Origin of the sequence: Edaphobacter aggregans DSM 19364 (assembly GCF_000745965.1) — a bacterium.
GTDB classification, from domain to species: domain Bacteria; phylum Acidobacteriota; class Terriglobia; order Terriglobales; family Acidobacteriaceae; genus Edaphobacter; species Edaphobacter aggregans.
In genome coordinates this window covers 502271-516618 of the sequence record NZ_JQKI01000001.1, presented here as the reverse complement: position 1 = coordinate 516618, position 14348 = coordinate 502271, and the positions used below count along the sequence as shown (strand labels likewise).

General features: G+C 62.0%; 14 protein-coding genes and 1 pseudogene. 8 read left to right on the top strand and 7 right to left on the bottom strand.

Features of this window, described 5'->3' with window-relative positions; genetic code table 11:
- Positions 1-23: 23 nt before the first annotated feature.
- Positions 24-254, bottom strand: a complete 231-nt coding sequence (locus Q363_RS47455) for a YbbD-related protein (RefSeq protein ID WP_483782883.1) — start codon at positions 252-254, stop codon at positions 24-26.
- A gap of 265 nt (positions 255-519) precedes the next feature.
- On the opposite strand from Q363_RS47455, the gene prfA reads away from it, so the two are divergent.
- Entirely contained in the window at positions 520-1596 is a 1077-nt protein-coding gene (prfA, locus tag Q363_RS02295; RefSeq protein WP_035347479.1) for a peptide chain release factor 1, read from the top strand.
- A 61-nt stretch (positions 1597-1657) separates the two neighbouring features.
- Here prfA and Q363_RS02290 read toward each other — a convergent pair whose 3' ends face one another.
- Positions 1658-2482 (bottom strand): class I SAM-dependent methyltransferase, encoded by an 825-nt coding sequence (locus tag Q363_RS02290; protein ID WP_245631984.1) that lies wholly within the window; start codon positions 2480-2482, stop codon positions 1658-1660.
- 84 nt (positions 2483-2566) lie between these two features.
- Here Q363_RS02290 and Q363_RS02285 point away from each other — a divergent pair, with 84 nt between their 5' ends.
- Positions 2567-3397, top strand: a complete 831-nt coding sequence (locus tag Q363_RS02285) for a hypothetical protein (RefSeq protein ID WP_035347477.1) — start codon at positions 2567-2569, stop codon at positions 3395-3397.
- Between the two features lie 226 nt (positions 3398-3623).
- On the opposite strand, the gene Q363_RS02280 is transcribed toward Q363_RS02285, so the two are convergent.
- The gene (locus tag Q363_RS02280; protein ID WP_169746906.1) at positions 3624-4025 is read right to left on the bottom strand and encodes a hypothetical protein; all 402 of its coding nucleotides are present in this window, start codon (positions 4023-4025) and stop codon (positions 3624-3626) included.
- A 114-nt stretch (positions 4026-4139) separates the two neighbouring features.
- Here Q363_RS02280 and Q363_RS40010 point away from each other — a divergent pair, with 114 nt between their 5' ends.
- On the top strand, positions 4140-4289 hold the full coding sequence (locus tag Q363_RS40010) for a hypothetical protein (protein WP_157466478.1): 150 nt from the start codon (positions 4140-4142) through the stop codon (positions 4287-4289).
- 145 nt (positions 4290-4434) lie between these two features.
- Positions 4435-5271: a VOC family protein gene (locus tag Q363_RS02275; RefSeq protein ID WP_035347473.1), complete on the top strand. Its 837-nt coding sequence runs from the start codon at positions 4435-4437 to the stop codon at positions 5269-5271.
- Positions 5272-5354: 83 nt separating this feature from the next.
- On the opposite strand, the pseudogene Q363_RS37715 reads toward Q363_RS02275, so the two are convergent.
- Positions 5355-5699 (bottom strand): annotated as a pseudogene (locus Q363_RS37715) (ester cyclase); the annotation flags it as partial.
- Positions 5700-5931: 232 nt separating this feature from the next.
- Here Q363_RS37715 and prmC point away from each other — a divergent pair.
- The 4 genes from prmC to Q363_RS02255 all read left to right on the top strand — a co-directional run bounded on the left by prmC (position 5932) and on the right by Q363_RS02255 (position 11554).
- A complete protein-coding gene (gene prmC / locus Q363_RS02270) occupies positions 5932-6786 on the top strand; it encodes a peptide chain release factor N(5)-glutamine methyltransferase (protein WP_035347472.1) in 855 nt (284 codons plus the stop codon).
- A gap of 250 nt (positions 6787-7036) precedes the next feature.
- Positions 7037-10486, top strand: coding sequence for a TonB-dependent receptor (locus Q363_RS02265; RefSeq protein WP_035347470.1), 3450 nt, complete (start codon positions 7037-7039; stop codon positions 10484-10486).
- Between the two features lie 216 nt (positions 10487-10702).
- A complete protein-coding gene (locus tag Q363_RS02260; protein WP_035347469.1) occupies positions 10703-11056 on the top strand; it encodes an outer membrane beta-barrel protein in 354 nt (117 codons plus the stop codon).
- Positions 11057-11203: 147 nt separating this feature from the next.
- The gene (locus Q363_RS02255; RefSeq protein WP_035347467.1) at positions 11204-11554 is read left to right on the top strand and encodes a nuclear transport factor 2 family protein; all 351 of its coding nucleotides are present in this window, start codon (positions 11204-11206) and stop codon (positions 11552-11554) included.
- A 71-nt stretch (positions 11555-11625) separates the two neighbouring features.
- On the opposite strand, the gene Q363_RS45305 is transcribed toward Q363_RS02255, so the two are convergent.
- From Q363_RS45305 to Q363_RS02245, 3 genes are read right to left on the bottom strand one after another with little or no spacing between them, the layout of a single operon-like run.
- Complete coding sequence (locus Q363_RS45305; RefSeq protein ID WP_281175961.1) at positions 11626-11751, bottom strand: hypothetical protein; 126 nt, start codon at positions 11749-11751, stop codon at positions 11626-11628.
- A complete protein-coding gene (locus Q363_RS35600; protein WP_157466477.1) occupies positions 11748-12530 on the bottom strand; it encodes a DUF6454 family protein in 783 nt (260 codons plus the stop codon). Before Q363_RS35600 ends, Q363_RS45305 begins: the two co-directional genes overlap by 4 nt.
- Before the next feature lie 12 nt (positions 12531-12542).
- Positions 12543-14270: an NAD(P)/FAD-dependent oxidoreductase gene (locus tag Q363_RS02245; protein ID WP_035347464.1), complete on the bottom strand. Its 1728-nt coding sequence runs from the start codon at positions 14268-14270 to the stop codon at positions 12543-12545.
- Positions 14271-14348: the final 78 nt, after the last annotated feature.

Sequence of the window (14348 nt, the reverse complement as noted above, 5' to 3'; positions counted from 1 at the left end):
CACCGTTCGTTGACGATCGACCATCAGTCGAAGTCTTGTCCGTTCTTTGGCAGTCTGTCTGAAATCCGATGCACAAGGTTCTCGTTCAACGCAAACCGCCCTCCTGCTCGGTTGGAGTCCAGATCGTGCCATTCGTATATGTCAGTGGCATCGGGTTGAAGCACGAGGGGCAGCCAGCCACGCGTAAATTCTCCCGCCTGCTCTGCAGCCGCCGCCGTTGAATAGTGCGACTCAAAATCCTCCTCGCAACCGATGGAAAATATGCAACCTAGTACCGCCGCAACAACGATCTGTTACCGCCTGTGGCTCACGGTTCGTACTTTACCCCACCCGCATCCACACCAACAGGAGTAACATCTAAAGAGAGATGCGATTCGCAGCCGAAATCCCGGTGCGCTTTCCCGGTATGGCCCCCCGGCCCGGCGTGACGCCCAGCCGTCACGACTTCGCCTAGCTGCGCCCGACTTCGCCCTCTCCCTTTTCGAAATCCCCTTTCTACGCATAGATTTAGGAGCACCCATGTTCGACCGCCTCGACCAGATGGAAGCGCGCTACGAAGAGCTCGGCCAGCAGCTCGCCGATCCCGCGCTCGTCACAGACCAGAAGAAGTTCTCCGCCACCGCCAAGGCCCACCGCGACATCGAGCCCGTCGTCGAAAAGTTCCGCGAGTACAAGCAGGTGAAGCAGGGCGTCGCCGACGCCAAGTCCATGCTCGCCGAGGACGACGCCGACATCCGCGAGATGGCCCAGGCCGAGCTCCTTACCCTCGAGCCGCGCCTCGCCGAGATCGAGGAAGAGCTGAAGGTCATGCTCCTGCCAAAGGATCCCAACGACGACAAGAACATCATCATCGAGCTGCGCGCCGGAACCGGCGGCGACGAGGCCGCCATCTTCGTCTCCGAGATGTTCCGCACCTACCTGCGCTTCGCCGAGCAGCACAAGTGGAAGGTACAGATCCTCTCCTCTTCAGAGACCGGCATCGGCGGCGGCATGAAGGAAGTCACCGCCATCTTCGAAGGAGACAAGGTCTACTCGCAGATGAAGTACGAGTCCGGCGTCCACCGCGTGCAGCGCGTGCCGGCCACCGAGACCCAGGGCCGCGTCCACACCTCCGCCATCACCGTCGCCGTGCTCCCCGAGGCCGAGGAAGTCGACATCAAGATCGAAGCCAAGGACCTGCGCGTCGACACCTTCTGCTCCTCCGGCCCCGGCGGACAGTCCGTCAACACGACCTACTCGGCGGTGCGCATCACCCACATCCCGACCAACACCGTCGTCTCGTGCCAGGACGAAAAATCGCAGATCAAGAACCGCGAGAAGGCCATGCGCGTCCTCCGCGCCCGCCTCTACGAGGTCGAGGAAGAGCGCATCCACCAGGAGCAGGCCAAGGACCGCAAGCAGCAGGTCGGCACCGGCGACCGCTCCGAAAAGATCCGCACCTACAACTTCCCGCAGAACCGCCTCACCGACCACCGCATCGGCCTCACCACCCACCAGCTCAACATGGTGATGGAAGGCATGCTGCAGCCCACCATCGACGCGCTCATCGCACACGACATCGCCGAGAAGATGAAGGCCGAGACCACTGCCGCTTGATGTAGTTTGCAGTTGCAGGTTAGCAGTTGTTTTTCCACTCACAACCTGCAACTAGCAACCTTCAACTGCTCTTCGCCAGCCTGATGTCCATCTGGTAGAAACGAAACGTGCGATCGTCGCCCGCGACCGCACTGTATCGGTCCAGCGCGTCATCGATAAAAGTTGACTTCGCCTCCTCGGGAAGCCGCCGCGTCCACTCAACGAAAGTCACCGAACCGAACGTGTGAAACCCTGCGCGTGAACCGAAGTCCCACGCCTTGTCCTTCACGTCCATGCTCACCGCGCGTAACCCGCACTCTGCGGCCAACGCCGAATACTCCTCTGCCGTCAGGTGCAGATACGGGTTCCGATAGCCATCGAAGTAGGTGCACCACTTCGCTGACTTCCTCGTCTCCTCCAGCACATCCTCCAGGCTCTTGCGCTCGCCCTTCGGGACCAGCCGCAACTGCGCCGCGCCTCCCGGCTTCATCGCGGTGTGAATCGCCCGCAGAGCCACCTCCTGCTCCGGAATCCAGTGCAGCGCGTTGAACGAGACCACCAGATCGAACTCGTCTCTGAATCCAATCCTGCGAATGTCACACACCTCGAAGCTCAGGTTCGGCCACACCGCCGCGCCATAACGCTCCTTTGCAAACGCAATCATCTCGCCAGAGGCATCCACGCCCACCACCCTGCCCTCAGGAACGCGCGCTGCGATCTCAGCCGTCACGTTGCCGGTCCCGCAGCCAAGATCCAGAACGCTCTTCGCGTCCCCTAGGTCCAGCAATGACAGCACCTCCGCAGCCATCGCATGCTGCAGTTCAGAGATCCTCGCATACTCCGGCGCGTTCCATTCCGTCACGAAAGCACCCCCACCCCACAGACTGTTGCGCAGGAATCCTAGCATCCCACAGAGTTCGCGCGGGAGCACTTGGCACAATCACCAACTCTCAGCGAGAATTCCCCGCAGGCTACTTTTTCAGGAGCACCGGTGCGGTCGCATCTCGTCATCTCCGTCGTTCTCGCAGCTCTCGTCCCCTCCAGCGGCATCGCGCAGCAGCCCGCCAGCACACCCGCTGCGCCCGCAACTCCGCCACTTCAGGAGATCCTCCTCCACCTCCAGGACAACCTCTGGGACTACCTCACCAACCTCCCCGACATCTTTGCCGACGAGCGCGTCGTCTCCGAACTCAAGCAGGAGGGCGCGCGCGGCGTCAAAACCACCACCGACTCCGTCTTCCGCCTCGTCCGCTCCCACAACGTCGGCGAGGCCCACACCTTCACCGAGACCCGCGAGATCAAGTCCGTCAACAAAAAAGCCGCAAAGGGCGAAGACATCCACGGCCCCGCTCTCTTCAGCGGAGCCTTCTCGACCGCTGTCAACGTCGTCTCGCTCGAGATGTCGCGCTGCTTCGACTACACCCTTCAGCCTACCGGCGTGCTCAACAAGACTCCCGCCATCGTCATCGACTACGCCCTCAAGCCCGACCTCACCCCCGACGACGGCTGCCCCGGCCCCGACAAACAATCCGGCCGCGCCTTCATCGACTCCGCCACCTTCCACCCGCTGCGCGTCGAGATGACCATCCCCAACCACAAGGACAACAACGGCCGCCGCGTCCTCTGGACCTGGTCCATCGACTACGCCCCTATCCCCTTTGACGCGAAACAGTTCTGGCTGCCCCGCACCATCACCTCCCGCGCCGACGCCCACGACGCCTCCGGCACCTGGTTCTTCACCGCCACCTACACCAACTACCACAAGCTCAGCGTCAGCTCCCGCATCATCCCCGACGTCGGCGGCAATCCTCCGCCGAAATAGCAGCGGGCATCTCGCAGAACACCTTGCAGTCTCACTATGTTGTCAGCGAGAATGCCGCACCCAGGATTTCAAAGGAAAGATCTGTGCGCTCGTCCTCTCTGCCTGCCGTTACCCTCTGGTCTGTTGTGCTGCTGGCACCCTCGTTTGCCCAGCAAGCCGCTCCGCTGCCGATTCCTGAGATCCTCAATCGCCTGCAGGCCAACGTCTCCACCTACCTCTCCTCCGTTCAAGCTTCTTCTGCGACGAGCACGTCGACTCCAATCTCGTTGAGCCCGGAGACGCCAGGATTACTACCGCAACTGACTCCATCTTCCGCATCCGCCGCACCGGCGAAGGCAACGCGACCGAGCTCCTCGAGAGCCGCGAGGTCAAATCCGTCAATCACAAGGCCGCCCAGGGCGAGAACATCGCCGGCCCCGCCGTCTTTCGCGGAGCCTTCACCAACGGCGTCCGCATCGTCTCGTCCGACTTCGCCGTCTGCTACACCTTCGAGCGCGCCCCCGACGAGAACACCGGCGGTGTCCCGGCCATCGTCCTCACCTACAAGACTCTGACCGAATCCCTCCTCGACAGAAGCTGCCCGACGATTCAGAGAGGCCGGGTCTTCATCGACCCCGGAAACTTTCACCTGCTGCGCGTCGAAGCCAGCATCCCCGACCACGAGATCACGCGCGGCGTCATCGGCCTCTGGACCTGGTCCATCGACTACGCCCCCGTCGTGCTCGACGGAAGAACCTTCTGGATGCCGAAGACTATCGAGTCCCAGGCCATACCCGACGACCATCGCGTCGCATGGTCCTTCGGCGCGCGCTACGGCAACTACCACAAGCTCGAAGTAACCTCACACATCATCACCGACCTCGACAGTCTTCACTCCACTCCTACCCAGTAGTCTCGCGTTTGACAAACCGGCCGAGTGCCGGGTGCCGGGTGCCCCACATCTCGATTTTGGAGATGTGGGACATTCGAGCAAAGCTCGAACCGTTTTTGAGAGAATCACATAGACAACCGACGCTCCTCCCAAGGACCAACGCCCAATGCTCCAAACCGCGCTGCGCCGCATCGCCACCCTCGCACTGCTCATCCTCACCGCATCCCTCTCCCACGCCCAACAAACCCCGCCCCTCGCCGGCATAGCCCACGTCGCCATCCGCGTCCGCTCCCTCGACGCAGCCCGCGACTTCTACAACAAGCTCGGCTTCGAAGAGGCCTTCACCCTCACCGACAAGGACGGCAAGGTCAACGAGAGCTTTATCAAGCTCAACGACCGCCAGTTCCTCGAGCTCTACCCCGCAAACCCCGACAACCCCAAGCAGGCCTCCGTCGGCTTCCTCCACGTTTGCTTCGAGGGCGACGACCTCCAGGCAATCCACGACGACTACGTCGCCCACGGCCTCACTCCCACGCCGGTCCGCAAGGCCGGAGCCGGCAACCTCCTCTTCACCCTAGCCGGCCCCATCGACGCCGCCGGCGCCGCGCAGAACATCGAGTACACCCAGTACATGCCCGGCTCGCGCCACTACGAGGACCGCGGCAAGCACATCAACTCCGACCGAGTCGCCGACACTCTCATCGGCGTCTCCCTCGCCATGAAGGACCCCGCCGCCGCGCGCGACTTCTACCTCAACCAGCTCTCCTTCAAATCCATCGCCGGCGACCCATTGTTCCTCCACATGCCCGGCGACTCCGGCCAGGAGATTGAGATCGCCACCGCCACCTCGCTCGGAACCAAAGCCCGCCTCACCATGCGCACCGCCAACCTCTCCAAAGCCGCACGCCTGCTCCACAAACAGCAGATCAACGCCATCAAATCCAAAGAAACCCTCACCATCTCCGACCCCGACGGCAACATCATCATGATCCGCGGTGAGTAGAGCTGTGGGGACGCATGTGAGGTTTGTTTGGTGTTGAGTTTTTGAAATGTCTCCCAGGCTGAACGCTCTACGCGGTTGTGTAGCAGCTTTCCGTCTTCGCGCACACTCCAAACCGCGATTCCGGTTATTCTGATTGGCTGTTGATCTGGCGTTGTTCCCATCATGCCGTTGTTCTTGCCCGTGAGACACCAGAGTGTCGTTACACGGCTTCCACTTTCATTTTGGAATATCTCGAGAACCTCAAAGTTCAGGTCGTTGATCTTAGACAAGAATTCCCATGCCCACGCGATAAACTTCTCCCGCCCCTTGACCTCGACGCCTCCAGTCGTGATGATTGCGTCCTCGGTAACGAAATCCGCGATAGCGTCTGGGTTTCTAGACTTCCAGACCGCCGTCCAAAACTCCTCCACAATCTTTACTGAATTCATGTTGCTTCCTTGCCGAATAAATTCCTGAGTGATTCTCTCCATAGAAGGAAGGAATGCCTCCGAATTGACACCGATTTCGATGACGGGAATGTCACATGCGATTCTGACCTGTCCATTTCTCAACTACTCGTACATCACAGATGCCGGTGCCCGTCCTTCGCGGCTCCCTCGCGAAAGCTAAACTATCCCTCAACGCTCCAATCACTAAGCACCATCCATTCACCGCTGCCCCATGACCGCCACCGAAGCCTTCCAACTCGCCACGCAGCAACTCGCCGCCGACCCACACCTCCGCGACTCCGCCCGCCGCGACGCCGAGCTTCTCCTCCTCCACACCCTGACCATCACCAAAGCCGCGCTACTCGCCAACCCCACACGCGCCCTCACCACCGAGCAGCAGAACCTCTACGCATCCACCATCGCCCGCCGCCTCCGCCACGAGCCCATCCAGTACATCACCGGCACCCAGGAGTTCTTCGGCCTCTCCCTCCGCGTCACCCCCGCCGTCCTCATCCCGCGCCCCGAGACCGAGCACCTCGTCGAGGCAGTTCTCCAGCGCCTCCCCCACGACCGCCCGCTCGCCATCGCCGACATCGGCACCGGCTCCGGAGCCATCGCCATCGCGCTCGCCGCGCACCTCCCTCAGACCCACGTCACCGCTCTCGATCTATCCGCCGAGGCTCTCCGTGTCGCCCAATCGAACGCCGCTGAACATGGCCTCGCCCACCGCATCAGCTTTCTCCTCTCCGACCGCCTCACCGCCATCCCACCCCCCGAGCGCGCCCAGCACTTCGACGCCATCGTCAGCAACCCTCCCTACGTCCCCACCGCCGATGCCGCCTCGCTCCACCCCCAGGTCCGCGAGCACGAGCCCGCCCTCGCCCTCTTCGCCGGCCCCGACGGTCTCGACCTCTATCGCCTCCTCATCCCGCAGGCCCGTCGCGCGCTCAAACCCGGCGGCCTCCTCGCCCTCGAGATCGGCCACGGCCAGCGAGACGACCTCGCCCGCCTCCTCGCCGGCTGGGTCGACATCACCTTCGTCGACGACCTCCAGGGCATCCCCCGCGTCGCCCTCGCCCGCAGGTAACCCGCCCGTAACCCCATCGGACAATCGTTTTTCTCGTGCACTCTTCACCCTGAAGGCCTCCCAGGACCCCTCCATGTGGTCCTACCGGGCTCTCCCTTGGTTACTCCCCTTTTTTCAAAAGAAGAACCATTTCTGTTGACAGTCCAGAAATCGCATCCATATAGTCCTTTCGCGTCCGCAAGGCCCCTTCGGCCTGTCGTGAAAAGTGGGCTTTTACTGACGCAAAACGTTTCGCTTCGAGGCCTCTTCCATGCTGAATACATTCATAAGTGGACTGTCCAATAAGACCAGACTGCTCCTGGCAGCCATCCCCATCCTCCTCTCTGTGGCGCTACCCGCAAACCTTCACGCTCAGGCCGCCGGCACCGCCAGCGTCTCGGGCTCCGTAACCGACGCCACCGGAGCCGCCGTACCCGGCGCCACCGTCACTCTCACGCAAACCGCCACCGGCGTCACCCGTGCCACCACCACCGACGGCCAGGGCCTCTACGCCCTTCCGAACGTCGCCGTGGGACCGTATTCTCTCTCCGTCGCCGCGCAGGGCTTCCAGACCTTCACCCAGACCGGCGTCCTTGAGGTCGGCAACAACATCTCCGTCGATCCCCACCTCAGTGTCGGCTCCGCTAGCGAGCACGTCGAGGTCCAGGCCTCCGGCGTCGCGCTCGAGACCGAGACCAGCTCCTTCAAGCAGGTCATCGATCAGGCACGTATCACAGAGTTACCGCTAAACGGCCGCCAGGCCACCCAGCTCGTCCTCGTCTCCGGCGGAGCCGTCACCGCGCCCTCCGGCGACATGGTCGGCTCCAAGAACTACTACAGCTCCACCGTCATCGCCGTCGCCGGAAGCCAGGGCAACTACAACAACTACGTCCTCGACGGCGGATACCACACCGACAACTTCACCAACGTCAACCTGCCCTATCCCTTCCCCGACGCGCTCCACGAGTTCTCCGTCGAGTCCAACTCCCTGCCCGCGCGCAACGGAATCCACCCCGGATCGCTCGTCAACGTCGTCACCAACTCCGGAACCAACCAGTGGCACGGAACCGTCTTCGACTTCGTCCGCAATAACGTCATCAACGCAACCAACTTCTTCTCCACCTCCAAGGACACCGTCAAGCGCAACCAGTTCGGCGGAACCTTCGGCGGACGCATCATCACCGACAAGCTCTTCTTCTTCGGCGGCTACCAGGGCACCCGCGAGCACAAGACCAGCTCCGCGACCGGCTACTGCGTGCCCACGCCCGCCATGCTCGCCGGTGACTTCAGCCAGATGCCCACCAGCGGCAACTGCGCCCGCAGCTCGATCGCTTTCAAGGACCCGTTCGCCAGCGCCACCGGTGCCACCGTACCTATACCCAGCCGCAAGCTGAACCCCGCAACCTACAGCCCCGCCGCCCTCAACCTGGTCAACTACCTCCCGCTCTCACAGGCTGACGCCGTCGGTCGCGTCAATGTCGCGCTTCCCGGCAACAACTCCGAAGACCAGTACATCGGCCGCGTCGACTACACCTGGAGCCAGCGCCACTCCATCTTCGGCCGCTACTACATCACCGACTACAACCTGCCCGCCTACTACTCGCCCACCAACATCCTGCTCACCACGCTGCCCGGCAACGACGAGCGCGTGCAGAGCTTCACCCTCGGCGACACCTTCATCTTCTCCCAGCACCTGGTCAACACCTTCCACGGCACCTACTCCCGTCGCCGAGATGACCGCGGACCGACAGCCGGCGGCATCAACGCCACCACGATCGGCGTCAACAACTTCGTCTATGCCCCCGTCGACCTCCGCATCCAGATGAACAGCGGCTTCGCGACCGGCTGCGGAACCTGCACCCCCGGCCACTTCAACGTCAACACCGAGCACTTCGCCGACGACGTCGACTGGCTCATCGGCAAGCACCAGATCGCCTTCGGCGGCGAGTTCATCCGAACCGGCGACAACACCCGCACCGGCTACCTCTTCAACGGAAGCTACTCCTTCGGCGGACAGGCCTCCGGCGAGACCCTCGCCGACTTCCTCACCGGTCAGATGACCACCTTCGGAACCTCCTTCGCCTTCAGCCAGAGCCGAACCCAGGACACCAACTATCGCCAGAGCATCTTCGGCCTCTACGCCCAGGACACCTGGCACATCACCCCCACCCTCACCGTCAACTACGGCGTGCGCTGGGAGCCCAACCTCTACCAGGTCGACAAGTACGGCCGTGGCGCCACCTTCGATCAGGCCGCCTTCAACGCCAACAGGCGCTCCACCGTATTCCCCAACGCTCCCGCGGGCGCCTTCTTCTATGGCGACCCCGGGGTTCGAAAGTCCTTCACGAAGAATCAGCTCGGCAACGTCTCGCCGCGTGTTGCCTTCACCCTCGATCCCTTCGGCACCGGAAAGACCGTTCTGCGCGCTGGCGGAGCCCTGATGTACGACTCTCCGTCCCTCTACATGTCGCAGCGCGTCGCCTCCAATCCGCCCTTCGTCAATGAGATCGACCTCAACGGTCAGACCCCCTTCGACGAGCCCTGGCGCGGCTACCCCGGCGGAATTCCCTTCCCCGGAGTCTTCCCGCCCGATGCCTCAGCCACCTTCCCCACCAACACGCTCTGGGTCCTCCTCCAGCCAGAGATGAAGACCCCCGTCATCTACCAGTGGAACGCCAGCATTCAGCAGGACCTCGGCCATGGCTGGATGTTCTCCATCAACTACCTCGGCAACCAGCAGGCGCACCAGTGGCTCGGCAACGGCATCAACGCAGGCGTCTACATCCCCGGCAACTGGACCGGCCCCGGCTCCTGCCAGGGAATGCCGCAGATCACCGTAGGCAGCGCACTCTATCCTGCAAAGGTCGGCGATCCTTGCTCCTCCATCGGTAACCCCAACGCGCGCACACCCCTCACCCTGAAGAACAGTGCCAATGGACAAGGCTACAGCCCAACCATGACGCTGATCACGGATGGCGGAACCAGCACCTACAACGGCATGATCGCCGCCATCCAGCACCGCATGTCGAACAACTTCAGCTTCCTGTCCAACTACACCTGGTCCAAGTGCCTCGCCGTCGCCGACAACCCCGGTGACATCGCGGCCCCGGCCTTCCAGCACACCCTCAACCCGCGCCTCGATCGCGGCCCCTGCGGCTTCGACGTCCGACACATCTTCAACACCACCCTCGTCGCCTCCAGCCACTTCGCCTCCCTCACTGGATGGAAAGGCGCCATCGTCAACAACTGGCAGGCCGCTCCGCTCATCCGCATCCTGAGCGGCGCTGCCCTCAACGTCACCTCCGGCGTCGATAACTCCCGGACAGGCATCGGGCTCGACCGCCCGAACCTCATCCCTGGAGTCGACCCCTACACCCACAACAAGATCCAGCGCACGGGCGCGAACCTTGCCTACATCAACAAGGCCGCCTTCACCCAGAACGCCGTCGGGACCTACGGAACCCTGAGCCGCAACGCCTTCCGTACGCCCAGCTACTACAACGTCGACCTTGCGATCAGCCGCATCTTCCCCGTCCACGAACAGTTGAACTTCCAGCTCCGCATGGAAGCCTTCAACATCTTCAACCACCCCAACTTCACCGCCACAAGCGCGAGCGGAAGCTCCGCCTTCACCACCGCCTTCAACTCCGGGACCTTCGGCAACGTTACGGGAGCCGCCGACCCCCGCATCTTCCAACTGGCCGGAAAGTTCACCTTCTAAAACCCGCATCGAAGCATCAAAACCCATGGCTGCCGGAGACCCCGGCAGCCATTCTTCCATGCCCTCCCCCGCAAGTAACCCTCCCTCACCGGCAAGGCACACCCACCTCCCGCCAGCAGCCCCCCCGTGGTCCTACCGGTTCCCTCATCGACAACCCACCCAACAAAAAAGAAAAATCATTTCTGTTGACAGCCCTGAAAACTCATCCATAAGTCCTTGCCCGTTTCGAAGACCCTGCCGCCGAGCTGCCAAACGGGCGCGCCGGCACCCCGGTTATGGAAAATACGGAAACATCAGCAGAAACTCCTTCCGCGGCCCACCAACTACCAGTTCGACGCCCAGATCTCCCGCATCTTCCCCATCCACGAGGGCTTGGCCGCAACCCTCCGCCTCGAGGCCTTCAACGTCCTCAATCACCCCAACTTCAACATCCCCACCGGCGGAACCTCCGGAACCCCCGGCGGAACCACCGGCGGCGCAGCCGTCCTCACCTCATCCACCTTCGGCCAGATCCCCTCCACCGCTAATCATGCCCGCATCTTCCAGGGATCGGTCAAAATCACCTTCTAGAGCGGCCAGAATCACCTTCTAACCCGCGAAATCACCCTCTAAACCCCACCACTCCAACAAAACCAATGGCTGCCCGCAACCCGGCAGCCATTTTCTTTAAACCTTGATGAAACTTCTTCCGCCCCATTTCACGTCATACTAAACACCATGACAGCGCCTCAGTTACAGGAACACCTGCATGCGCTCGAAGAGCGTCTACTCCACCCCGACCGCGAGAAGGACCGGAAAGACCTGTCCTCCCTCCTCGCTTCCGACTTCCGTGAGTTCTGCACCTCCGGTCGCATCTTCGACCTGCATCAACTCACCAACGCCCTGTCGGCCAGCAAGCCGCGCCCCGCCACGATGAGCCACTTCTACGTCACTCCGCTCGGCGAAAACTCCGCCCTCGCCACTTACCACATCACCACAAACAACTCCACCTCCCACCACTCCTCCATCTGGGTCCACCGCGACGGCCGCTGGCAGATGCTCTTCCACCAGGGAACCATAGCCGCATAAAGCGAGTGGTTAGTGATTAGTGGTTAGTGACTGGACCGTCCCAAACTAACCACTAACCACTAACAACTGCCTCACGAAGGCTCCCGCCCCCGCTCCTCCCACTCCCGCTCACGATAAGGACGATCCTTCTCCTCCCCCTTCTCCCTGAGCTTCCGCCGCCACTCCTCTTCCTTCCGCTCTTCGCGCCCATCGCTCATCTCGCTCCCTCCGCTAAAACAAAGTGGAACAGCCGGCTCGGCCCGTCCTCCGGCAGCAGGTAGAGGTCCTTACCCTCGATCGCCATCCCCTCTTCTGTGTACAGGCGTCCGTGATCGGTCACGCCCGCGCGCAAGCTGCGAACCTTCTTCATCGAAGGCCACGCATACCAGTCCACCGACCCCGTCTTCCACGTCAGCTTTCCCGACGCCACCAGCATCCCGCCTGCAAACTTGAGGTCCTGGTACTGATTCAGGGAGTGATTCTTGATCACCCTCGTCTGCCTCCCCTCGTGGTCGAAGACATAGAACCTGCGGCTCCCCCAGTTCCCCGCAACCAGCCCATCCGGAGTCACCGCCACGCAGCCCAGGTGGTCCTTCACCGAAATCCTTCGCTTCACCGCGAGCGTCCGCTTGTCCAGCTCCAGCAGCACCGCCGAACTGTTCGGCCTGTACTTCGCCACCGGAACCCACAGCGAGTCGCCGCTCACCGACAGCCCTCCCGGATGAAAGTCCTTCCCTTGGGTCACATCCACCTGGCGCTCAAACTTATGCGTCGCCCGATTGAACTGGTGCACATATCCTCGCTTGTGCTCGGTATCCACCGACGTCACCCAGATGTGCTCCTTGTCGAGTGCGATCCCCTGAACGTGATACAGCGTCCCCTGCATCGCCTGCACGTCCTCAAGCCGCGCCCCCTCCACGCCCTTCACCGCTGGCCACGCAACCTGCGAAGTCCACACCACCACCACACTTAATAGCAGCGTCCACAATCGAACCATTTGTTCATCCCATCACGAAACGGCCACTGCTTTTTTCTCCTCGTGGTAATCCTGCTCCGTATTGATCCCCCACAGAGCAGCCTTATCCACGAACCCACCCTCAGCCAGCCCATCCACGACCGTCATCGCCGTCAGCATCGAGTGGTCCTGATTGTTGTACTTGTGCATCCCGTTCCGCCCCACCAGAAACAGATTCTCAAAGCCGTCCGTAAACTCCCTCAGCTCATCGAAGCGATCATACGTCCCGAAGTACGCCGGATACGTCTTCGGAACCCGCACCACATGCGCGTCGCACACATCCTCCGCATTCAAGATCCCGATCTTCTCCACCTCGCCAATCGCGAACCGCTTCAGCTCATCATCCGGCATCGTCCAAAGCGCATCCGTCTCGTAGCAAAAGTACTCCAACCCAATCCAAACCTTCGACGGATCATGCACCAGGTGGGGGCTCCAGTTGTTGAAGATTTGTAACCGTCCCAGTTGCACATCCGGCTCCTGCACATAGATCCACGTGTCCTTCAGCAGCCCTCCATCCGCCTCTTTCACCTTCAACCGATCCACCAGCAGCCCCACCGTGATGAAGTCGCGATACTCCAGCCCCTCGCTCACCTGCCTCACGTTCGCCGGAACCTCAGCGTCCATCGCCCGCACCAGATCCTTCATCGGCATCGTCGAGAAGAAGTAGTCCCCCGCAAACCTCTCCCGCTCCCCGAGCGCATTCACCGCCTCAATCGCGACCACGCGATCCCCGTCACAGCACACGCGATCCACCTTCCACTCGCAGTGCACCTCGCCCCCGCCCCCGACCACCAGCCCCGCCACATGCTCCCAGAGTTGCCCCGGCCCGAGCTTCGGATACATAAACCGCTCGATCAGACTCGTATCCGTGCCCTTCTGCGCAACATCGTTCTTCGCCGAGCCCTTGCCTCTCAGCGTCTTCTTCACAAAGTGCTTCACCGCCGTCGTCAGGCTCAGACCCTTGATCCTCTGCGCTCCCCACTCCGCCGAGATCGCCTCGCACCTCGTCCCCCAAACCTTCTCCGTGTAGCTCTTGAAGAACGTCCGATACAGCTCGCGTCCGAATCGATTGATCAGAAAGTCCTCAAGGCTCTTCTCCGGCGTGATCTGCCGCACGCGCGACCACAGATAGCTCAGCCCCACCTTCGCCGTCCGCACCGCCCCCAGGTTCCCCAGCGTCCTCCCCGACAGCGCAATCGGATAATCGAAAAATCTCCGCAGATAATAGATCCTGCTCTTCCGCGGCCGTATCAGCATCACCAGATCCGGATCGGCCGGCTCCTCCGCGATCATCGGCTCCACATGCCCCGGCCCGTACAGAGCGTCGAGGTCCTCAAGCTCCTCCGCGCCCTCATCCGCGTCTTCCGCCAGTGGCCCCATCCCGCGCAGCGGAGGATGCTCCGGCAGGTCCACCGGAACCTCCACCACTCTCTGCTTGCCCTGATAGCAGATCGTCGTCTCGCTGTCTGTCTCCTCCGGAGGCACGCCCTCGGCCACCGGTGGCATCAGGTCGATCCACCACTGCATCACGCGATCGCTCTTTGAAAAGAAACGGTGCCCGCCAATATCCATGCGGTTGCCCTTGTACCGAACCGTCCGCGAGATACCGCCGATCTCCCGCGTCGCCTCCAGTACAACAGGCTGAATGTCCGTGCGACGCAGCAACTCCAGCGCCGCCGTCAGGCCCGCCGGCCCTGCTCCAATAATGATGGCTCTCTTCATACAAAAAGAGCGGGGCACAGTTCACACCCCGCTACTTCATTAGACGACACTCACCGTCAGAAGTTCACCGGAAGCGCA